The 20,715-nt window shown below is 61.5% G+C and carries 26 protein-coding genes and 2 pseudogenes; 8 read left to right on the top strand and 20 right to left on the bottom strand.

Going from position 1 to position 20,715, the window contains the following annotated elements:
- Positions 1-383: 383 nt before the first annotated feature.
- Positions 384-698: a hypothetical protein gene (locus tag JQ604_RS25975; protein WP_212363424.1), complete on the top strand. Its 315-nt coding sequence runs from the start codon at positions 384-386 to the stop codon at positions 696-698.
- A 995-nt stretch (positions 699-1,693) separates the two neighbouring features.
- On the opposite strand, the gene JQ604_RS42035 is transcribed toward JQ604_RS25975, so the two are convergent.
- On the bottom strand, positions 1,694-2,044 hold the full coding sequence (locus tag JQ604_RS42035) for a hypothetical protein (protein WP_349631144.1): 351 nt from the start codon (positions 2,042-2,044) through the stop codon (positions 1,694-1,696).
- A 233-nt stretch (positions 2,045-2,277) separates the two neighbouring features.
- Here JQ604_RS42035 and JQ604_RS25965 point away from each other — a divergent pair, with 233 nt between their 5' ends.
- Positions 2,278-3,006, top strand: coding sequence for a Crp/Fnr family transcriptional regulator (locus JQ604_RS25965; RefSeq protein WP_212363422.1), 729 nt, complete (start codon positions 2,278-2,280; stop codon positions 3,004-3,006).
- Here JQ604_RS25965 and JQ604_RS25960 read toward each other — a convergent pair.
- Entirely contained in the window at positions 3,003-3,215 is a 213-nt protein-coding gene (locus tag JQ604_RS25960; protein ID WP_212363420.1) for a DUF6894 family protein, read from the bottom strand. The genes JQ604_RS25965 and JQ604_RS25960 overlap by 4 nt on opposite strands.
- Positions 3,216-3,878: 663 nt before the next feature.
- Positions 3,879-4,085: a DUF3606 domain-containing protein gene (locus JQ604_RS25955; protein WP_212363419.1), complete on the bottom strand. Its 207-nt coding sequence runs from the start codon at positions 4,083-4,085 to the stop codon at positions 3,879-3,881.
- Between the two features lie 122 nt (positions 4,086-4,207).
- Here JQ604_RS25955 and JQ604_RS25950 point away from each other — a divergent pair.
- The 4 genes and pseudogenes from JQ604_RS25950 to JQ604_RS25935 all read left to right on the top strand — a co-directional run.
- A pseudogene (locus JQ604_RS25950) lies at positions 4,208-4,756 on the top strand (DNA ligase); the annotation flags it as partial.
- A 94-nt stretch (positions 4,757-4,850) separates the two neighbouring features.
- A complete protein-coding gene (locus JQ604_RS25945) occupies positions 4,851-5,759 on the top strand; it encodes a hypothetical protein (RefSeq protein WP_349631143.1) in 909 nt (302 codons plus the stop codon).
- The gene (locus JQ604_RS25940) at positions 5,759-5,899 is read left to right on the top strand and encodes a hypothetical protein (protein WP_212363415.1); all 141 of its coding nucleotides are present in this window, start codon (positions 5,759-5,761) and stop codon (positions 5,897-5,899) included. The genes JQ604_RS25945 and JQ604_RS25940 overlap by 1 nt, the downstream gene beginning before the upstream one ends.
- 279 nt (positions 5,900-6,178) lie before the next feature.
- Positions 6,179-7,414, top strand: coding sequence for a GNAT family N-acetyltransferase (locus JQ604_RS25935; RefSeq protein WP_212363599.1), 1,236 nt, complete (start codon positions 6,179-6,181; stop codon positions 7,412-7,414).
- A gap of 165 nt (positions 7,415-7,579) precedes the next feature.
- Here JQ604_RS25935 and JQ604_RS25930 read toward each other — a convergent pair whose 3' ends face one another.
- The 7 genes from JQ604_RS25930 to JQ604_RS25900 form a co-directional block, all read right to left on the bottom strand.
- A complete protein-coding gene (locus JQ604_RS25930) occupies positions 7,580-7,735 on the bottom strand; it encodes a hypothetical protein (RefSeq protein WP_212363414.1) in 156 nt (51 codons plus the stop codon).
- The gene (locus JQ604_RS25925) at positions 7,732-8,133 is read right to left on the bottom strand and encodes a hypothetical protein (protein ID WP_212363412.1); all 402 of its coding nucleotides are present in this window, start codon (positions 8,131-8,133) and stop codon (positions 7,732-7,734) included. Before JQ604_RS25925 ends, JQ604_RS25930 begins: the two co-directional genes overlap by 4 nt.
- A gap of 117 nt (positions 8,134-8,250) precedes the next feature.
- Entirely contained in the window at positions 8,251-8,733 is a 483-nt protein-coding gene (locus JQ604_RS25920; RefSeq protein WP_212363410.1) for a protease IV, read from the bottom strand.
- Positions 8,730-9,950 (bottom strand): peptidoglycan-binding protein, encoded by a 1,221-nt coding sequence (locus JQ604_RS25915; protein WP_212363408.1) that lies wholly within the window; start codon positions 9,948-9,950, stop codon positions 8,730-8,732. The genes JQ604_RS25920 and JQ604_RS25915 overlap by 4 nt, the downstream gene beginning before the upstream one ends.
- 21 nt (positions 9,951-9,971) lie before the next feature.
- Positions 9,972-10,268: a hypothetical protein gene (locus JQ604_RS25910; RefSeq protein ID WP_212363406.1), complete on the bottom strand. Its 297-nt coding sequence runs from the start codon at positions 10,266-10,268 to the stop codon at positions 9,972-9,974.
- Positions 10,265-11,455, bottom strand: coding sequence for a hypothetical protein (locus JQ604_RS25905; protein WP_212363404.1), 1,191 nt, complete (start codon positions 11,453-11,455; stop codon positions 10,265-10,267). The genes JQ604_RS25910 and JQ604_RS25905 overlap by 4 nt, the downstream gene beginning before the upstream one ends.
- A gap of 8 nt (positions 11,456-11,463) precedes the next feature.
- Complete coding sequence (locus JQ604_RS25900; protein ID WP_212363402.1) at positions 11,464-13,152, bottom strand: phage tail protein; 1,689 nt, start codon at positions 13,150-13,152, stop codon at positions 11,464-11,466.
- Between the two features lie 433 nt (positions 13,153-13,585).
- Between JQ604_RS25900 and JQ604_RS25895 the strand changes: the two genes are divergently transcribed.
- Positions 13,586-13,795 carry a hypothetical protein gene (locus JQ604_RS25895; protein WP_212363400.1) on the top strand — a complete coding sequence of 70 codons (210 nt, stop codon included), beginning with the start codon at positions 13,586-13,588 and terminating at the stop codon, positions 13,793-13,795.
- A 173-nt stretch (positions 13,796-13,968) separates the two neighbouring features.
- Here the strand turns inward: JQ604_RS25895 and JQ604_RS25890 are convergent, their stop codons facing one another.
- The 10 genes and pseudogenes from JQ604_RS25890 to JQ604_RS25845 form a co-directional block, all read right to left on the bottom strand.
- A complete protein-coding gene (locus JQ604_RS25890) occupies positions 13,969-14,142 on the bottom strand; it encodes a hypothetical protein (RefSeq protein WP_212363398.1) in 174 nt (57 codons plus the stop codon).
- Between the two features lie 300 nt (positions 14,143-14,442).
- Positions 14,443-14,886: pseudogene (locus JQ604_RS25885) on the bottom strand (metallophosphoesterase family protein); the annotation flags it as partial.
- Positions 14,887-15,058: 172 nt separating this feature from the next.
- Positions 15,059-15,220 carry a DUF2934 domain-containing protein gene (locus tag JQ604_RS25880; protein WP_212363396.1) on the bottom strand — a complete coding sequence of 54 codons (162 nt, stop codon included), beginning with the start codon at positions 15,218-15,220 and terminating at the stop codon, positions 15,059-15,061.
- Between the two features lie 160 nt (positions 15,221-15,380).
- Positions 15,381-15,584 carry a hypothetical protein gene (locus JQ604_RS25875; protein ID WP_212363394.1) on the bottom strand — a complete coding sequence of 68 codons (204 nt, stop codon included), beginning with the start codon at positions 15,582-15,584 and terminating at the stop codon, positions 15,381-15,383.
- Between the two features lie 202 nt (positions 15,585-15,786).
- Positions 15,787-16,026 carry a hypothetical protein gene (locus JQ604_RS25870; RefSeq protein ID WP_433996284.1) on the bottom strand — a complete coding sequence of 80 codons (240 nt, stop codon included), beginning with the start codon at positions 16,024-16,026 and terminating at the stop codon, positions 15,787-15,789.
- A 17-nt stretch (positions 16,027-16,043) separates the two neighbouring features.
- Complete coding sequence (locus JQ604_RS25865; protein ID WP_212363593.1) at positions 16,044-16,367, bottom strand: hypothetical protein; 324 nt, start codon at positions 16,365-16,367, stop codon at positions 16,044-16,046.
- Positions 16,368-16,450: 83 nt separating this feature from the next.
- A complete protein-coding gene (locus JQ604_RS25860; protein WP_212363393.1) occupies positions 16,451-16,903 on the bottom strand; it encodes an Hsp20 family protein in 453 nt (150 codons plus the stop codon).
- A gap of 308 nt (positions 16,904-17,211) precedes the next feature.
- Positions 17,212-17,448 carry a hypothetical protein gene (locus JQ604_RS25855; protein WP_212363391.1) on the bottom strand — a complete coding sequence of 79 codons (237 nt, stop codon included), beginning with the start codon at positions 17,446-17,448 and terminating at the stop codon, positions 17,212-17,214.
- Positions 17,449-18,211: 763 nt separating this feature from the next.
- The gene (locus JQ604_RS25850; RefSeq protein ID WP_212363390.1) at positions 18,212-18,586 is read right to left on the bottom strand and encodes a hypothetical protein; all 375 of its coding nucleotides are present in this window, start codon (positions 18,584-18,586) and stop codon (positions 18,212-18,214) included.
- A gap of 188 nt (positions 18,587-18,774) precedes the next feature.
- A complete protein-coding gene (locus tag JQ604_RS25845) occupies positions 18,775-19,002 on the bottom strand; it encodes a hypothetical protein (RefSeq protein ID WP_249158642.1) in 228 nt (75 codons plus the stop codon).
- A 279-nt stretch (positions 19,003-19,281) separates the two neighbouring features.
- Here JQ604_RS25845 and JQ604_RS25840 point away from each other — a divergent pair, with 279 nt between their 5' ends.
- Complete coding sequence (locus tag JQ604_RS25840; RefSeq protein ID WP_249158641.1) at positions 19,282-20,715, top strand: HlyD family efflux transporter periplasmic adaptor subunit; 1,434 nt, start codon at positions 19,282-19,284, stop codon at positions 20,713-20,715.

Genomic DNA, 20,715 nt, shown 5'->3' with positions numbered 1-20,715 from the left:
GTGCATGATAATGGTGCTGGTCGCAACGGGGCTGGGAATGGTGACGTTCGCAGTCTCGATGGCGGCGATCTTTTACTTTGACGCTCGGTCAGAGCAGCGCCAGTAGGGAACGATCAGCTTGACAGCGCATCAATAGAAGGCCCCCAGCCGAAAGTGCCCCCCGACTGCTGGAGGAAAACCCCCTTGCGGGTTGGCGGCCCCCACTTGGGGCCGTTTGCTATTAGGCCGCCTCAGTTGGTGCTGTCCTACGGACGGCACCCCTCAGTTGGAGACCCGTAGTTCTCCGTCCGGAGAACAAAACCCCGGGCCCCGTAGTTCTCCGACTGTGAACGGAGTTCGTGATGTGGCGATGCCGCCTCATCGGGCTACCCGGAGCAAAAGTAATGCGTCGCTCCCCTACTCTCGTCCCGCAGGATGGGGCAGACCAAGACACCTATGTTGTGCTCAGCGACCTTGGGCGCCTTGGTCGCGTTTGGTGCGAAGCAGACGAAGAAGACACTGATCGCGAAGCGCTGATCCGCGACCTCATGAAAGACCAGTACAGCCATCCGGCCCGTATCGTGGCATTCAACACGACGGAGGGGTGGTCCCGCGATGTGACGGAAGAAATTGCCGAAGAAGTCTGGACCAGATGCAGCGAGATCGGCGAGATACCAGCTTCGGTTCAGTCGCTCTTGGAGACGGTCGGGAAGCTGTGAGCGATCAAACGTTCGGCCGTGATGATGCGGCTCTGTCCGCTTCCTGTAGGCTAGGCGTCGACCTTCTCGCCGATGCGCATCGACGAACGTATGAGGACGCCGATTCACATAGGTTATGGATGCAGCCCCCTCGCCTCGGGAAACTAGGCGTCCGGGGAGGGCCAACGCTTTTCATTTCGAAAATTTTGAAACCCGGAAGGGGCCGTTGGAAACAGCGGCCCTTTCGGCTTTAGGTGCCTCGATCGGAGTGCTCCTTCAGAGCAGTCCTCAGCTCCAAATCGGACACATAAAATGCCTAGGCGACCGGGGCCCTGCCCCGGACCCGGCGCGCGGGCGGCTCCGCCTCGGGCACCGCCAGGCGGGGCCGCCTACGGTTTCAGTCTTAACTCTTCTTCCGCAACAGCTCTCGCTCGTATGCGGCCTCAGCCGGGGTCAGCGGGTGTTCTCCGTCGACATAGGCGCGGGCCTCTTTTTCCGTCATGCCCATCTTTCGCCCTCGCTTGAATGCGCGGGTCCGTAAGACAATTGAGATCCTCAGCCGCATCTTCCCAAAGATGTTCAACGGCCGCACCCCCGCGTGCTTTCGAAGCTCAGAATCTAGCGGACGGTCGGCGGGCCTTCCACCAGAAGGGGCTACCGCCATACTGTGTTGAAACCGACGCGGCCGCCGCTCCGAAAGGGAGATCGCCGAGACCGAGCGCGCAGAATGAGCTTGGCCGAGGTACTTGGGCCGTCAACGGCCCACCTTGGCCCGGGCCGCCAGATCAGCGCGGGCCGTCAATCCGCAACGAGGCCTTAGCTCGGGGTCGGGGGCGAGGAGCTGAGGTCCTGGTCGGCACTTCGTGGGTTGCCGGACCTGCGCGGTGCAGGCCAGCGAGGCAAACCTATATCCCGGATGGCAGGCTACTGATTCGCATTTCCGTGATGGGCGCCTATCTTTCGTATATGCGCCGATCGCCCTTGGAACCTTGCCTCCCGACGTCCGGGAAAGACACTCATTTCGGCGATTGCAATCCGTTAGAATTGGCCCACTCGTCGAGATGGATGGCGGTGTCTGCCGCTCTGGCCTTCTTCAGAAGCGCGTCCCGCTCCGGTCCCGGCGCCAACGCGGCAGCACGCTGTCGCGCGCCCTTGGCGAACGCCTCAAGACGCCGTTGAAGAGTTTGGGTCTGCTTGATACGCCGCCGCTTGAACATGACTTCGCTCCTCCATTGATCGGAAAATAAATGGGAGAGCCAAGAGGCTTCTATAACAGGCGTTAACTTCGCCGGCGCGCGTTCACGAATTCGCCTTACGATCCGCATGCCAGCCACGTATCGCTCGATCAGCGCAGCGATGCCTTCCAAGTTGCTACGTCAACCGCGGCCAGCACGTGGAGGTGGGCAATCTTGCCATCTAGCTTGTCGAAAAGCGGCGCTGCCCCAAAATCAAGGGTTTGATAAAGAGGAACGGTTCCCGTTCTCGAGGGTTAACTTGTCATCATCGGCAACGATCATGGGCGCTCGTGGCTGAGAGTGTAGCGCTCCCGCCTGCAAGGCCGGAGTGTTCTCGACCGCTCTGGTGCCGCGGAAGGCAACCGATGACTTCGAATCTGGCTTCAACGCTCATCACGAAGCTTACAGTTTCAAACAATCTGGACAGTGCTGATATTCGCGCGATTCACGGCTTGCCGATCCGCGAAAGAAAGCTCGGCGCCAGCGCGCTGATCGTAGCTGATGGCGCACGCTCGACCGATTGTTGCCTCCTCGCGGAAGGCTTCGCGTTTCGCGCGAAGACGACATTTGAAGGGCAACGGCAGGTGCTCTCGCTCCATATTCCGGGAGAGATCCCAGACCTGCAAAGCCTCCACTTGCATGTGATGGATCACGAATTGGTCGCTCTCACACCCTGCAAAGTTGGCTTCATCGCGCACGAGGCGATCAGAGATGCGAACCAGCAGCGACCGAACCTTGCGGCTGCGCTATGGCGGGAAACACTGATCGATTCCGCCATTTTCCGGGAATGGATCGTCAATGTTGGACGGCGATCGGCCGCAGCTCGAATGGCCCATCTCTTAGTCGAGATGCACCAGCGGCTCAAAGCGGTTGGGCTTACTCAGGACGATGGCTTCGCCTTTCCTATCACGCAAGCCGAACTTGGCGATTGCCTCGGCCTGTCCACGGTTCATGTCAACCGCACGCTGCAGTCGCTGCGAAAAGATGGCCTGATCAGCGTGGAAAGGGCCGAGTTTCGCATCCTCGATATGCAAGGGCTGGAGTTTTTGGCGGGTTTTGACCCGACATACCTGCATTTGAACCCTAGCATCTAGCGAAGTCTCTGCGCCGATACTGCCACTCTGAAGATTGTGATCTCATCACGGCTGACCGCGATGGACCAATCCCCACCGTCCAGGCCAACAGACGACTCGATATCGCGAACGGTCCTCAGGGCCTGCAGGCAGGCCGCATCATCGTCGGCCAATTCCTCGGCGGCCTCGAACGGTTCACCGTTGGAAATTTTGAATGAATATTTAGCCATGTAAGAGCGAACTCCAATACGGTCCCTGGCATGAGGATGATGCCTCCATTGTCGATGGCGGCAAGGTGAGGTCAGCCCCCCGGAGAAGGGGTTGTAATTAACGTAGGTGAATGAAACCCGATTAATTTGGAGGGGCAATCGTCGCCCGTTGGCTTGTTGACTGCCATCGTCGCTCGCCTCAACTTAAATAGCTGGCGCTTCGCCTGCTCGGCGGGCGTCCATAGTAGGACGGCCCCGGCCACCAAGCCCCCCAACCCCAAGCCGGGGTCGTTCCATGCTGGTTGGTCTTTCGTGCGACTGATGCTGTTCGCAAATATGCTTGCGCGCGTGGCTATTAGCCCTTCGGAAGTAGTTAGGAAAAGCCAGAACTACATCAATTGCGGATAGTGGCCGCTTAGGACAAAGTGGCAATGCCGCCCTATCGATCGCCGGTTGGCGGTGCCAGCAGAGGGCCTCAGTTCATCCCGCTTTCCAGAGCTGAGGCCTTCAGCTGGGTTAAGGCGGCCCACGGCGCCGCGGCTGAGGCAGCCTCGGTAACCCATGTGAAGGCAATGTGGGATTTCAGCTGATTAGATACCGAGCTTGACCGAGCCCTTGGCCTCCAAACCCGGCTCGGTCGGGGCCTCGCGCCGTTCACGGGCGGCGCGAGGCCGTCATCCGCTCCTAGCGCGCTCGCTTTTTCGCCGTGCCAAGCTTCAGTTCGACCTGGCGTCGGCTGTTGCCGACTTTCTTCACTGTCTTCTTCACGGCCGCAGCCGACCGGCCGGTCTTGCGAGCCTCATAGCTCACCTCATGCTTCTGACCACCGGCAACGCGCGCCCGATCCTGCTTGCGGCCCCGCGTCGTCTGCTTCTTTGCCTTCTTCGCCATTCCGGCCTCCTGTTGAATGAAGCCAAACGCGAGTAGAGTCAGTGGGTTCCTCAGCGACCTGCGCCGGGAACGTTTTCGCCCGTGCCAGTTTGAATCAGCCTGTTGCGTTTGCGGAGTTGTAAGTGGCGTTTGAGCGTAGGAAGCCGGCGGCCATTGGGATCAAGGCCCCATTCCCCGGCTTCATTGCCCCGGCCTTGGCTTCGCTTATCGACAAGGTGCCGAGCGGCACCAGATGGGTGCATGAGATCAAATTTGACGGCTACCGCGTCCAAGTCCACCTCGCCAACGAGGCGGTGCACGTCTTCACCCGACGCGGCAACGATTGGACCAATCGGTTCAAGAAAATCGCGGACGACGCCTGGCACATCAAGGCAGCCTCGGCGATCATCGACGGCGAAGTGGTGGTGCCGGCACCGGACGGTACGACCGATTTCTCGGTCCTGCAAAACGAGCTACGCGGCAAGTCGACCAAAATCGTGCTGGTCGCCTTCGACCTGTTGTATCTCAACGGACGTGATCTCCGGAAGCTGCCGCTGGGCGAGCGCAAGGCAGAGCTGAAGAAGATCATCGCCGGCACCGATGTCCAGTTGAGTGAGAGCTTCGAGGTCGACGGGCCCGAATTGTTCAAACACGCTTGCAAGGTCGGACTGGAAGGCGTCGTGTCCAAGGTGGCGCTGGCGCGCGTGGTGCTGACCAACCGCGAGCATGTCATCGCGCTCGAGGCGCGCGACAAGGGCCTGATGGGCATGCTGCTGCGCTATCCCTATGAGGTGCCGCGACCAGGCCGAATATTTCGAGGACATCGAAGACGTCAAGATCACCAAGGACATGCTCGACCTCGCCAAGCACATCGTCGAGCAGAAGTCCGGCCACTTCGAGCCGGAGAAGTTCGAAGACCATTACGAGACGGCGCTGCAGGAGCTGCTGGCGCAGAAGCAGAAGGGCCTGCCGATCGCGACCACCCGCAAGCCGGCACCGAGCAATGTCTACAATCTGATGGACGCGCTGAAGCAGAGCCTGAAAGCGTCCGGCAAAGAAAGCCGCGGCCAAGCCACGTCGCAAGGCCGGCTGATGCCGGCCCGCTCCTTCGAACCCTGCCTGCCGTCCCCGGCCACGGTGGTCCCGGCCAGCGCCGACTGGCTGCACGAGATCAAACATGACGGCTACCGCCTGATCGTGCACCGCGAGGGCAAGCGGGTGCGCCTCTTCACCCGCAACGGGCACGACTGGTCCGGCCGATTTCCGCTGATCACCGAGGCAGCCCTGCGCAATCGCAAGACGTCGTTCGTGCTCGATGGCGAGGCCGTACTGCTCGGCGTCGATGGCCGCAGCGACTTCAACGGCCTGCATTCGCGCAAGCACGACGCCGAAGTCGAATTCTACGCCTTCGACCTCCTGATGTCGGACAACGATGACCTGCGCGAGTGGCCGCTGTTCCTGCGCAAGGGCGCGCTGGCCCGCATGCTCGCCCGCCGCGTCGACGGCATCTTCCTGTCCGACTTCGAACACGGCGAGATCGGCCCGGAGTTGTATCGCCACGCCTGCCTGATGGGGCTCGAGGGCATGGTCAGCAAGCGTCGCGATCGGCCCTACCGCGCCGGCCGGTCGAAGGACTGGATCAAGGTCAAGAACCGGAAGCACCCGGCAATGGGCCGGGAGATGGAGGCGAGCTGATGGCTACGGTCTGGATCTACACCAACACGTCCAAACCCGTCGGCGATGTCGAGCACCTTAAGGTGTTTGCTGACCCCGACACAGCGTTGGCCTGGTTCAAGGACCACGATCCGAAAGGCGAGCCTTCGAATATTCGGTAGTCGGCCCGCCGGCCTCGCGCGCTGGACTTCGGTCAGCCCACCCTTGATCTAGTCGGCCCTAGCCCCCGCAGAGGTAACTCCATTTTCCTGCCCGTGAACAAAGTTGCCCGCTTGCCGTGAGGCGAGCCTGCTTGCTTAATGTTTCGGGCGAAAGTGAGGAACTAGGGCGCGGCAGCGGTGCACCACAACTACAGGGTATTCATCATCAACAGCGCCGGCGCGATTATCAACCGCGCACATTTGCCCTGTCTAAATGATGACGCTGCAAGAGAACGCGCGATGCACCTCGCGAGCTACGGGCAGGCCGTGGAGTTATGGGACGGCCCGCGCAAGATAGCAATTGAGAGCCAAACGGCGCCCGGAGATGTTTGGTTGCCCTCAAGGCGCATCGCTTCCGTCGATATCGTCCACGATGTCGCGGTTGCCGAGTCGGTCTGGCGCAGTCTTGAGACCCCGGACCAGTGCACGCCATATCAGCGGTTCGATCTGCTCGCTGCCTGGCAGCGCCACGTCGGTAAGCGCGCGGGGCTGCTGCCCTTCCTGGTGATCGCCCGTGATGACGACAACCGACCGCTGGGGCTTCTGCCGCTTGCGTTGCAGACCACCATCGGCGTGCGTTGCGCGACTTTCATGGGCGGCGCGCACGCTACCTTCAACATGGGCCTTTGGGATCGCGAATTCGCGGCGAGCGCCACCGGGGCCGATCTCCATGCGCTTATGAACATGCTCGCTGCGCGTAACGAGGCCGACATTCTGGTCCTGCGCCAGCAGCCGGCGTACTGGCGCGAGCTGCAAAACCCCCTCGCATTGCTGCCGCATGAGCCCTCGGCTGCCCACTGCCCGGTCCGCACAATCGAGCGCGGCGCGACAGAGGTGAACCTGATCAGCGAAACCGTCCGCCGCCGGTTGAATCGCAAGGAGCGCAACTTGCAGGCGTTTGCCGGCTACCGCTATTACATTGCGTCCAATGACGCAGATATCGCCCGACTGCTCGACTGGTTCTTTCGGCTCAAGCCGGAGCGACTGGCCCAGCAGAAGCTGCCCAACATCTTCGCCGAACCGGGCGTGGAGCAATTCATCCGGGAAGCCTGCATGACGAAGCTGCCCGGCGGCAGCCACCTCATCGACATCCATGCGCTCGAATGTGATGAAGAGGTGCTCGCGATCTTTGCCGGCGTCTCCAACGGCGATCGCTGCTCGATGATGTTCAACACCTACACGATGTCGCGGAAAGCGAGGTGCAGCCCCGGCCTGATTCTCATACGAAACATGGTCGATCATTTTGCAGCTCAGAACTATCGTGCTTTCGATTTCGGCATCGGCTCGTTCGACTACAAGCTGGTTTTCTGCAAGGACCACGAGCCGATATTCGATAGCTTCATTCCGCTCAGCTTGCGCGGCCGTTTGATGGTCGGCACCGTTTCCGCTCTTAACGGCGTCAAGCGGTTGGTGAAAAGCAATTCAGCGCTGCACCGGTTCGCGCTGAACTTCCGCAACCATGTTCTGCTGAAGTGAGCTCGGGGAATTGTTGGTAGCGAACTGCCACCGGGCTGCGCCAAGTTCCGTCGTCTGCCTGGATGGCTTCGAAGGACTACTATCCGAAAGGTGTGGCCTCCGGAACATCCAGTACTCGGCCCCGCACGGCCTCACGCGCTGGACTTCGGTTAGCCCACCCTTGATCTAAGAACGCTGCCGGCGCTTGCGGCGCAGCCGCACCTCATCGACGACGCAGAAGGCGACCACGGCGCCAACCACGATAATGGCCGCGAGCAGGATGTCGGACAGCTCGGCGTACAACAGTGCGGCATCGCGCAGGATCTGCGACTCGAGCTTCATGGATGGCCCCCAGTCTTGATGGCCTCGATCCGGTCGGTCATGCGGTCGAGACGGCTCGAGATGTCCTGCTTGAGATCGCCGAACCCACGCTCCATGCGGGTGACAACGCTCTCAAAGCTGGTCTTGCGGACGAACTCGTCGCGCGACCAGATCTCGACCTGGTAGAGCTTGGCGGCCAACGCGCGCGCTTCGGCCGCCGCTTCCTGCGCTTCGCGCTTGGCCTCGGAGGTTGCCGCCTCGGATGTCCGCTTGAACTCGGCAAGTTCGTCGATCGCCTTGAACGCGCGCGCCTCGGCCTTGGTAATGCGGTCGGAAGAGCGCGTCCAGAACGTCACGATCGTGCCAAGCGCACCGATCGCCGCGATCACAGCGCCCCACGTTACGACGTCACAGCTCATTGCACCCCACTCCGATAATTCTCGCGCACGACGTCGTACCAGGCGCGCCCCTGCTCGAGCCGGCGATTGGCTTCCTCCAGCGCATCGCGGGTTTGCGCCAGGCGTGCCCGCGCGTCGTCATTGAGGCTTGCCGAGGGCACGCCAACGGGAGCGAACAGGCGCGCCGCCGGCGGCGGCAGCTCCCGCTGGAGCGGCGCAGGCGCTGGATTTGATGCGCATGCCGCGCAGGTCATCGCAGCTGAGAGCACAAGCCCCCGTAATCCGTTTCTTGAGATCCTCGACATAGGCATCGGTCCCTGCCCTTTCCTCGTCTGCCTGTTGCTGGATGGTGGCCGCGCGCGACGCCTCGTCGCCGGCGGCTTTCTTGGCTGCGTCGATATCGGCGCGCGCGGCAGCGAGCTGCGCCTCGAGCGCCTTCTCGCGCCACGCGCCGTCCGCGGCCGCATAGCCGGCGTTGTAGAGATGCAGGCCGGCGGCCGCGGCGCCGCCGCCGACCACGAGCGCGATGAGGCCGGCGAGCGCAGCGCCAGCCCAGAACGGCGACAGCCGGACGCCGGCGAGCTGCGCGCCGGCGACGATCGCAGAGATGACCGCGCTCATGTGTTTTTACCCATGCGGTAGTCGAGGACGCGCTTGGCCTCGATCTTGTCGGCGACATGCCAAATCAGCACGCCGAGGCCGGCGATGACCGCGAGCACGACGACGCCGGCGAGTAGCCAGGCGATCATCTGCGGATTGAGACCAAGTCCACCAACCGCATCGCGCGCGCCGGCGACCGCGGTCGCCTTGTCGGTGATCCACGCCAGCACGCCGGCGCCGGTGAGGCCTCCGCTGGTGCCGAAGATTTTGCCGGCCCACCCCTTGACCTGGTCCGTGATGGCGATGGTCTGCACGCCCTGCTCGCGCAGATCCTGCGTCGTCGCGTTGGCGCGGACCTCGGAGACCCGGCGCGGCTCGGCCCGCGCCAGCGCCGTCAACAACTCGTCGTCGATGTCAGGCTTGAGCGGCAGATCGTGCTCATGGCGGAACGCCAGGATCGCGGCCTCGGTCCGACCTTTCGGCGAGAGCTGGCCGTCGACGGCGCCCGTATCGTAGTAGCCGAGCTCGCGCAGCCGCTGCTGCACCTGGATCACGACGTCGGGATCGGGCGGCGGCGCGACATGCGGCAACTCGGCATGCGCCTCCGGATGGTGCTCGGCCAGGCCGCGCTCGAACAGCACCGCCTCGCGCTCGCGCCTCTTGTAGACGCCATTGGTCGGCGCCCACAGCCGTTTCATCGAGCGGATCAGGCCGGGAATCTTCTCGAGCTCGCCGCGGCCGACGCACCCGCGGATCTCGCGCATCTCGGCATAGCGCGGACCAGGCTTCACAAAGCCCGCGGCGTCGCGATTATAGGCGATCGACCAAAGCACGCCCTTGCAATGCGGCCCGAGCGCGCCAGCGCCGGGACAGTAACGCTCGAGGATCGCCAGATAGCGCGGCAGGTCCTGGTCGGCGAGCACCTCGAGGGCGACCTCCCAGGGAAGATCGATCTGGTGACCATACTTGCGCACGAAGGCCGCCGCCTTCGCCCCGCGCACGCCGGAGGCACTGACCAGGATCTTGAGCTCGGCGTCGGAGACCTTGCCGGCCCAATCGGCGCGGATCTGCTCGCGGGTTTGGGTGCCAAAGTCATAGCCGATGCCGCCGGTCGGTCCCGATGCCTGGCCGGGATATTCGAGGCTGCGATAGTGGCGCTCGTAGCAGGCCTCGCTGGTCACTTCCTCGTCGACGACCAGGTTAAACGACTCGTGCGAAATCCCATGCAGCTCGAGCATGTGGGTTAGCCTCTAGTGATTTTAGGATTGAGAGTTGTGTCGGCCTACGGCCCGACCTCGACGCCAAGCGTCGCCGCGATTTCGTTCATGCACCGCGCCGAGCAGCTGGCGCAGCCAGTTCCAGCCGAGCAGAAAGCGCGCATTCGTAACCACCATCGGCTCGCACTGCGCCATCAGCACCTGCCACAAGATCCACACCTCCGGGCCGCGATCGCGGATCGCCTCACGGATGATGCCGGCCTCGTCGGTCGTAAACTGCGCGATCAGGTCCTGCGGCAAAACACTTTCCGCCGGCGTCACTGGCGCTTCATCGGTCATCCGTTCTTCCCCCTGCCGGCGGTCCAGCCTTCCGTCATCAGCGTCTTGTTGGTGCCTGAGTCCGAGAAGCTACACCTGATCCGGATTTGCGCGCTCGTGTTGGTGCGCACCTGCAGCGTCACGATCGGAGCCAGCGACGTGTTGCTCAGTTGCTGGCCATTGCCGGCGAAGTCCGGCGCGGCGTCGGTGACGGCGGGATCGCTATAGAGCGTCGAGCAAACCGTTGCCGAGGTGGACACCGTCGTGCGCGCGCGAAACTTCGCCAGCACATTGATACCGGGCGGGACACTGAGCGTGGACAGCACAGCAGAGGTGCCTGGGTTTGTTGCATTGACGTCCTGCACCGGCGCGTCCCACGCGAAATAATCGCCATCCTGGACAAACTTGGTCCATTGCGCCGAGCCGTTCGTCTTCATTGCGCCGATGCGGCGGAACAGCGTGTAGGACGCCGGCAAGGTCGGAGACGACGCCGACGTCGAGAGCAGAACATCGACCACGCCAGTGTCGGTTCGCTCGATCAGATAGACGTGGTACCAGGTCGCATTCGCGATCGTGCCAGTATCGAGCGCGCCGTTGCCGCTACCCACCGCCCAGGCCGACGTCGTCTTGCTTATTGACCCGGCGAGCAACAGTAGATTCAGGTTCGTGCTGTCGATGGCCTCGCCGGCAGCAACACTGAATGCTGCCGATGATCCGGCGGTCGATAACGTCAGGCCCGCGATATAGCCGCGCGGCAGATGTGTGAATGCGTAGCCCTGGAACATCCATGTGCCGCCACTCTTGAGCCAGAGCTTGCCGGTCGAGGGCTGCAGCGCATACTGATTGTTGTTGCCAAGCGACGGATCAGGAACCGTCGCCGTCAGCGCCACGAAGAAGAAAAACCCGTCCGTGTTCAGGGCAGCAACGAGAGTCGAGACATCGGCCATGGCCTGCGCGCCGGCGAAGCGCTGCGGCGAGACTTTCCAGATCTTATAGGCGACGCCGCTCTGGTTGCCGCCGTCCCAAGGCGGGATTACGATGTGAGTGGTATCAGTAACATCGGTGATGACCGACTGGAAATTGCCGATCTGCAAGATGTCGCCGGGCCGCGCGTTGACGCCGGACCAGATGGTGCCAACGCCGCCCACTGTGGTGCCGCCGGCCGAAACCGAAACCGTGCCCGTGGAATAGCTCGCAAGCGCTGTCATGGTACCCCTTAGCGTCTAAAGTCTGTCACGTACATTTGGCCGGCTGTACAATCCAGAAAACCGCCGCCACTCACACCCGTGACTTGAATTGCGAACGTATGGTTGCCTGCGGAAAGCCCGGTCACCGTCCATTCGACGTTGATCGGTGCATCAAGGTCGAAATGGTTTGCCAACGACTGAAACAGCATCGTCCAAACGAATTGTTTGACCACTGTGCCGTCGACAACAATATTGACGCCGTTCTTTGGTCGATTCCCCGCATAGTCCAGATCTGGCGATGACCACTGTCCGCAATAGCGGATCGTCGCCTTGCCTGACTGGATGTTGACCACCTGACTGCACACGGTTGTCGTCGCAACCACGTGCCCGGTCGCGCTGGTCGCAAACACCTGCGTATTGCTGACGGCGCCGGCAATGATATTCGGCAGATCGACGCCGCCGACGGCGATCTGGTTGGTCGTGATCGAGCCCGCAACGATCTTGCTGGCATTCAGCGTGCCGTCGAGAAATACGTTTCCGCTGATACCAATCGAGGCGACGCCGCCGATGGTGCCGGTCGTAAACACGCTGACCGGTGCACCGCCGCTATAACCGGGCAGCTTGATCTGGAATTTATCGGCGGTGACGACAAAGCTAGACGTTCCCGACCCGCCATTGACCAGCTGGATGCCGGCGATGCTGCCGTTGACGTCGAGCGCCACGCTCCACGCCGCGGCCGCGTAGCCGTTGAGCGTGGCAATCGCGCTGGCGTTGGTCGTGATCGAGGCATTGACGGTCGCAAACTGCGCCGTCACCGTCCCCTGATAGCTCGCAAGGGCGGTTTGCGTGTTGACCGCCACGGTCTGCACATCAGAGATCGCCGCGAAGGCGGCGGCCGAGCGCGCCGCGAGCTGCGAGCGGACCTCCTTTTTGTCGCTCCAGTTCCGCGCATCCTGGTTGGCGCTGATAGCCGCGATCTGCTGTAGCGCAAAGTTGAGCTGGTCCTGCAGCGCGTCCTGAACGGTCGTCACCTGCGCCTTGACCGCCGCGTCGAACTCCGCGAGCGAATAGCGCACATCCGGCGTCGTGACCGCGGTCCAGCCGGACCAGGCCATGTCGCGCGGCGACGATGGAATGTACTGACCGCGCACCTGGTAGGCCGTCGCCGGCAGCAGCGACTGCGTGATGATGAGATTGCCGGCAGTCGGGCGATCGCTGCGGCCGCGAGTCACGATCGAGCTGTTGGAGGCCAGGCGCACCTCGAACTGAAGCCCGCTGATGCCGGGTTGGCCGCCATCCCAGCTGATCAGGATCGCTGGGCGCCGGCCGACGCCTGTGTCATCGACCAGCGTATAGGGCTGCACATTCCAGGACGTCACGCCCTGCGCCGGCGGCGGGCTCGAGACCGTGGTGCCGCCCGTGACGGGCTGCAAATCCGTGGTGCGATCCCAATCGTAGTCTGACGGATCGACCTCGGTCAGGCTCAACGATACATCGAGGTTGGCCTTATCGACGGCGGCGTCGACGCGGAACTGCTTGGACGAATAGCCATTGCGAACCGAGGTCCACTCACCGACGTCGCCAGGCTCGACCACCCAAAACGCCGGCGGCAGGGTCAGGGTGTGGGTGCGCGCGCGCTGCGCCTCCTCGATCGCCGACTTTTGCAGGCGCTGCGCCTGCTCAGGATAGGGCACGAAATCGAACTGCGGATTGGCCATCAAACGACGGCCGCCATCGCGCAGCTCGAGGTCGGTCCCCTCGCATCGGCACTGCGGATCTGCGTTCGCTAACGCAGCGGCTCTTATGATCAATTGGCGGAGAACGGAATCCCCGCAGGACCACATGACCCGTCGCGTTCGCAGTATCTCGATTTGGAACTAACCGCCCGACTCCAGCATATTAGGCTTTGACAGCTCAAACCTACGGTTAGGACCCGTAAAAACTTGGTTGTGCCATGCAGCATCGTCGCCGCTTCAAGCAAATCAAGTCCCTGGAAGATCGCCTGGCCGAAGAGGCAATCCGCCTCCGCGAGCGAGCAAAACAACTCCCACCCGGCCCTCAGCGCCAAGCGTTGCTCGACAAAGCCCGCCAAGCCCAGACCGGCTCTCATCTCAGCGGATGGCTGATACCTTCCGAACGTCGGACGCAGCGATGAGCAAAAATCCCCCGTTGATCATCGTCACGGTATCGAACCCGGCAGCGTTCTCCGGTAAGGGCAGTGTCATCGTGCTGGAATACACTGATGTCGCCGCAGCCGCGATTGTGGCCCGAAAGATCGCGCGGGAGACCGGACGGTCCGTCACCGTTCGCAGTCTGGAGGCCGGCGAGATCGATATGATTCCGGCGGCTACAATCCACTGAGCGCAAAAGGCCCCAGCTCGGATTGGAGAGAGACGAGCTGGGGCCCTTGCGGCGAACACTTTGGGGTTGCCTGGACCCACGCGGTGAGGGCCGGCAGCCGAAGCCTACACTGGGTTTCGCTGATCTCCCGCTTCGCTTTTTCGTGATTGCAACAGGAGCGCCCCTTCGCCCACTCAACCGATCTTCTCCGTTTCGTCGGCAAGCCTGTGCCAGCGCTTCGCGACCTCGAGCAATGTTTGTTTGGCAATCTGGTCTTGAGCGGCCTCCGCCATGGCTTCGGCCTCTTTCGCTTTCCGGCGATATTCCTCGGACGTTATGGATATGCCCCAGCAACGCAGCGGCGGCATCATGGTTTCCGGTAAAAAATAACCCCGCCGGAGCGGGGCAGTCAGTCCATCCTTCGCGTCCTCCCAAGACAGATCATAATTCCACGTCCTGGTCGGCCCTATGTTCAAAAGTGGACAAACGGAAAAAGCGAGGAGACTTCGCCTTCCCAACCGCACTCGCGACATGTCCTGTGGAGGCCCTATTCTTCGCTTTTTAACTCAACGACCTTGCGTTATTCCTTCGGCTCATGCGCTCGTTTGCGGCCGAGAAACGTGTCGCGACCGGCACGGCCAATGGCGTCGGTGATTTACAACGGTCCTTCAGTCGCGGTCGAGATCGTAAATGATTGGCCGCATATCGTCAGCCGTGATCTCGATCGTGGCTAATGTCATCGCCAGATTGAAGCGCCGCCTGCCCGCGCTTCCCGGATTCAAATACATCACGGGGCCGACAAGATCGATCTTCGCCACGTGGGAGTGGCCGGAGACGACGATGTCGATGCCGAGCGCGACGGGATCGACCTGCAACGTCTTGAGGTCGTGCAGCACGTAGAGGGTCCGCCCCGCGAGCCGTGTAGATGCTGTCTCAGCATATCCACTCGCCCAATCGCCGGTGTCGACATTGCCTCTGATCGCAGTAACCGGTGCGATCTTGCTCAGCGCGGGGATGATAGCGGGGCTTCCAATATCACCGCTGTGGATGATGTGGTCGACACCGGCAAGGCGGCGCTCAGCCTCGGGCCTCAGGAGGCCATGTGTATCGGAACGTCATGAGCCGGTTGGTGGACTGATCAAATTAGGCTGCTTCGTTGCGCGGCAGCTCGACTCAACGATCGAGCGGGGCTTTTTTCACCTTCAAGCCGAGTTCCGAGATGTCAATGCATTGGCGCGGCATACCTTCGCCGCACAAGCAGCCGAAGCCCGCTCCAGGTGATGGTCACAGCGTGTCCGGTGTGCGGAGAGGATTGGACTTGTCCGCATTCCGCAGCTCCTGTTCAGCCAATTGCCAGAACTCGTCGTCGCGGCCCTCTGGTTTGCCATGGCGCTCCCAGATCTGATGTGCGCGCTCTCTGATTTCCTGTTCGGTCGGCTCGGGCATACGGGACCCCACGGCTATTCCCCAGAAGCACAAGCTTCAGCGGAGGATGCCCCAGTCTGACGCGGGACAACTGAGCCGTAGAAGTAAGCCGCAATGCCGCTCGTGGGTTCCAATGTCACATCGCGTCATGACGCCTTTTCTACGAACGCCTCCGCGTCGTTCAGGCGACGCCAAGGTCCGGTAAGCTGGCCTCGTCGAGGCGAAAACCTGCAGCGAGCGCGGACTGGATGCCTTCCTGCGATCGGTCAATCTCAAACCAGGCTGCCAATGAACCGCCCCGCCCCATCACAGGCGGCCGGGTAATGGCCTGAACCTCGGTTTGAACCGCAGTGCCGTCTCTGTCGATACCATAAACGAAATCCACACCTCATCGCCCCTCACAAATCGTCAAGCAATGTTAGGCGGCCTTTCGTGTTCGCCGCGAGACAAAAAGTTTGAGAGCCTCGTCCTCTTGCGCAATTCGTTGCGCGAAACGGCCACGCTCCGCTTCGGAACTCGCTGTGTCCAGAAGGCGCCTATAATGGTCAATAACCTTCTGATGGCCTTCCACGATAAAGCTGTCTAACTCAGACATGGCGCTGCGTCTCCGTAACGGTTTGGGAAATGGATCCGGACGCTGGCAACGTGAATGGCAAGGCTTTTGACGACAGGGTCTCCATTGCCAATTGTTCTTCCTGCAGCCGGCGTTCGATGTAGCTGCGCTCAAGCTCGGTCAGCTTGGTTGCCAACAAACGGCGGTAGCGATGGATATTGTTGCGATGAGCGCACAAGCGGGCCAAGTTTTCATCCATCATCGTCGTCAACATTTGCGTCATCCCTACAGTCAGGCGGCGGCGCGTCTCTCGGTCGAGCGCAACCGCATTGGCTTGCCTCCCGGTGGATGGCGCGGGCCGCTTCCGTCGAGCGCACGGAGCGCTTCGAGGATGTCGTCGATATGAACCGGTGCCCTGGCCCCGCAAGGCGCGCGCAGGACGGGACAGGATGCGATGGCGGACGCATCGGAAGCCCAGGAGGCCAAGATCGCCCGCTTTTCCGACAGGCTAAGAGCCGGATCCGAGACGACGTCGCGCGGATGATCGAACATCGTGCTGGGGTGACGAAGAGCGTTGAGGTCGAAAACGTTGTCATACGCGGGCGTCGTCCGCATCGGTGCCTCCATTCGTTGACGCATTGGTGTGAAGTCGCGCGGGATGTCCCGCGCGACTTTGGTCGGCCCAAGTCGCCGGTCGGTTACGCGGCCTTGGACTCGATCTGCGTGACGTTGCCGGGCGCGGCACCGTTGATCGCGATGCGGCGTGGCTTCATGGCCTCGGGGATTTCCCGCTGCAGTTCGATGAGAAGCAGTCCGTCCTGGAAGCGCGCCCCCTTCACTTCGACATGATCCGCAAGGGTGAACTGGCGCTTGAAGTTTCGCGTCGAGATGCCGCGATGCAGGAAGGTCTTCTCCCCCTTCTCAGCCTTTCTGCCCTCGAGGGTCAGGACATTCTCCTCGGCAGTCAGCGTCACTTCATCGGGCGTAAAGCCGGCGAGCGCCACCGAAATCTGGAAGCGGTTCTCATCGAGTCGCTCGATATTGTAGGGGGGAAAGCTCTCTTCGGCGGTCCGCTGGACCTCGTCGAGAACGTTGAACAGGCGGTCGAAGCCGATAGTCGACCTCCACAGGGGAGTCCAATCATACCTCATAGCCAAATCCTCCTAAGAGCAAGATGGGTACGAGCCGGCGCCGGACACCTGCCGGCGCCCGCCTTCACTACGGAGCCCAAAGGCGCCCCGACCGCATCGGGTGCGGCAATCACAAGAATTGTCATCTCGAAAAAAAGTTCAAGGGGGGTCCTGAAAAAAATTCGCGGCCGGCCAATAACTGCTTATCGGATTTGCTATTTGCCGTGATGGCCTGCCCGGCCGAGGTAATGACGGGCTCAATTGGTTACCACACCCTTATGGGTGCGAAGCAGCCGCCGACTGAGTTGAGCGGCGGGCTTTCTGGCTTTCTAGCTCGATCGATCGTCACTGAGACTGAAAAGTCGTAGCGACGACCCTGCTTTTGCTTTGTCTCTTACCTTACGATCGATCAGCATCTCGGCGCGTCGCTTCGCCAGTTCGGGCAACCGGGTGCGCACCTTGCTCGCGAGGGATTGGCCGTCCAACAGCATCGCGATCTCGAATAGATCATCGTAGCGGCGCGCAACCGTGAAAGGGATACCTTTGTAGATGAAGCGGCTGGGCATGCGCCTAACTTATGGAGTACGAGCGCCGGTTGTACCGGGAAAGTACGGAGGACGCCTCCGCTACTGGAATGGGCCTATGCCACCGCACCGTTTCGCCCTTTGTTTGCGGCTTGCGGCCACTCTAAACTTAATCGTCCCAGGTTCGCTCTCCGCATTGGCATTCGAACATGCGAACGTGACCGCCGGTTCGGACGTTCAGCATGGTGCGGACCAGCTGTTGGGGTTGGCCGCATGCCCGGCATGGCTTGGCGGGCTTGGCCGCAATTGCTGCAAACGAAATTCTCTGCTGATCCTGTGATGCTTCCATAATGCTCACCAACCGTGCAAGCGAACGATTCCCATAAGTTGCAATCTGAACATTCGTTCCGACGTCGGACCCGTGTTTTTGCCAGAAAGTCAATTGAGGAGACCTTAGTCGTCCAGATTGGGAAATGGGATTGGGTCTTGGTTTGACCGGCCCAAAAGTGAGGTTCCTCCAATAACCTAAGTTAGAAACCAATCTGCACCGTCGTACTTAAAGGCACATGCAAGACGTTCATTTAGTTCGCGTCAGGACCAACAGCGGCGAACGTCAGGTTGGGCTTGCCGCAACTGAGCGAGTCGAAGCTGTAGACGCAGTGCTTGAGGTGGTCCCAGAGGGCTGGACCGCTTGCCTTGTCGATCACACCCGATCCCGATGACGCGACGGCTCTCGCCTTGAAGCCGGGTGAAGTCCGCCAGCGTGAGGTGTCGTAATTCGTTCGCGCGAACGTCCCGTCCCAAGTCATCCCAAACGATATGATCGCAACCTGGTGCAGCGAAAGTCGCGGACCGGAGCGCCTATGGAGTTGCGGAGGGACAGGAAGAGCTTCCTAGCTCCCTTGCACTGCCTGCAATCAGTCGGCGGAGCAGCGAGTGTCCTGACCAGACAGCCCTCGACCGCCTGTTCAACACCCATCTGTTCAAGCTTCCGGCGCGACAATCGAAAGCCCTTCTTGCGGCTTTTGTCCAAATTCACTTTGCGATACCGGTAACGCGGCTGTTTCCGTGGCAGCTTCACAATCGGCAAACGCTCCGTGCTGCCGTCCACATACCGCTTCAGCAAAAACCGTTCTTCGCCTTCCTCAATGATCTCAACATTGATCGGCTTCTTCGACATCGCTACTTCTTCGCGCGCTTCCGCATTCTCACACCGTCACCCTCCGCCGCTTCGGGGATGAACTCCACCGCCGGCTTTTCGAGGGCGGCTGCAATTGAGTCAAGGTGCGCTCCTGTGCCGATGGTGGGCCAGGCTGTGTCTCCACTCGCTTGATGATGGTCGGAATGCAACTGCGTGATGAAATGCCCTCAACGCGCCGAGCGGGATCTACTTCTGGAACAGCCGCATCGATGAGCCCCGACCAAAGTCGAACAGCAGTTCTCCGGCCCCGCCTCCACCAGCGTCGCCGCGCTGAAATTAGACACGCGCGGCGTCGGCGTCCACGTGCCGTGAAGCGTCACCTTGAGCGGATCGGCGGCCGCAGCAGCGGCGACCGCCAGCAGCGCGACGGCTGCGGCCAACAGGACATTTCTCATCAATTCGCTCCGGGCTGGCGGCGGCTTGGAATCAAGTCCGGCGATTGAGCGCTGAACGATGAAGGACTCCGCGCGCTCGACACAATTCCGACGCGCGAGCGTCTCTATTCCCGATCCAACAAGCAAGCCGACATTGCCGATTTTTTTCGACCGAGCAACATCGCTTAGGAACACGAGGCTTCGGTCCCTGTTAGCGGCCTATTGAAAGCTGGCGGGAAAACTTGGTAGCCACGTTTGAAGGCGACGCTCCCGAGGCATCGGTCAGGAAGGGAGTCAGCAATGCACCAGACCATGAATGGCGCTTCTCCGGACAGAAGCGGTGGCAGGCGGGCAAGGCATCAGCCCGTGATCCTTCGAGCATCCTCTCTCATGATCGGGGGCGCGCTGTCGGTTCTGCTGGTGAGTGCCGTTGTCCCCCCGATTATCGCCGATCAATCCGATCGGGCCGTGGTCAATGCGCCGCTGACGTTGTTGACCGCACCGATCGATGGCGAAGTTGGCCCGCTCTCCAAGCAAATCAGCAACGCCGTGAAACCCGGCGATTATCTTACACGGATATCAAATGCACGGGTCGACGAGTCTGCGCTGATTGCACTGGAGCAGAAAACCTCAGATGCACGTGCGAAGCTCGAAGCCACCAAGGAGAAGAAAGCGTCAGACGAAGCCTATCTGAAGGTGCTGGATACCGAGATCAGCAATCAGACGGAGACGCTGCGCACGCAACTCCAGTCGCAGATCGTCGCGTTGCGGGCGCGGGTCGCGGAGGCGGATTCGTTGAGCGGAGCGAAAAAGGCCCTGGTTGACCGTCAGTCCACCCTGGTCGCCCGCAACGCCGCAAGCATGGACATGCTGAACCCCACGAAGGCACAGTATTCGGCGGCGCTGCACAGCGCCGAGGCCGAACGGGCCAAGCTCAATCAGAAGATCGCGCAGCTCGATGCGCTTCAGAAGGGCATCTTTGTCGGCGACGACCTCGTCTCGACCGGAACCCTCGTTCAGAAGCGCCGCGACATCAGCCTCGACGCAACGCGGATGGCGATCGAGGAAAAGGAGCTCACGGCGGCGCTACAGGATCAGCAGTCTCTCGTGGACAAGGAGCGACGACGACTGGCGAGCCTGGCTGATGCCGATGTCATGATCTCCACGCCGGGAACGATCCTGTCCATGGGAGTGACACCGGGTCGCCGCGTCAACGCCGGCGATGCCCTCGCCTCTCTCGTCGATTGCGACAAGCGCTTCGTGACGGCGATCTTCTCCTATCGGCAGTCCCAAAGCATGAAGGTCGGAACGCGCGTCCGTATCGACAACGCCGATTTCAAGTCCGGCATCGTCGAAGCCATCCTGCCAAAGACGACCGACAAGGTCGACGAACGATACGCGGTGCCGTTCCCGCAGACCGAACGGCGCGAACTCTACGCGATCATCACGCCTGACAGTCGTGACAGCGAGGCGGTGAGCTCCGAGCCGGTCAGCACGGCCAGCGAAACGACGCCCTGCACCGTCGGCCAATGGGTCACCGTCACCAAGGACAAGGCATTGCTTCCGTCGATGTCCGTCAGCTGGCGCCACGTCGAAAACCTCCTCGCCTCGTCGGACACCGACGAGGGCCCGGCAGCTGCCGAAAGGCAGGAAAGCAAGCGCCCAACAGTCCCCACCTCGCTGCTTGCCGCGTTGCTTTTCGCTGCATCGGTCGCTCAGCGCGCGATTCCGTGA

Origin of the sequence: Bradyrhizobium jicamae (assembly GCF_018130695.1) — a bacterium.
In the GTDB taxonomy this organism is placed as follows: Bacteria; Pseudomonadota; Alphaproteobacteria; order Rhizobiales; family Xanthobacteraceae; genus Bradyrhizobium; species Bradyrhizobium jicamae_B.
The sequence above is the reverse complement of the archived record's forward strand: the minus strand, read 5'-3'. Positions and strand labels throughout refer to the sequence as shown.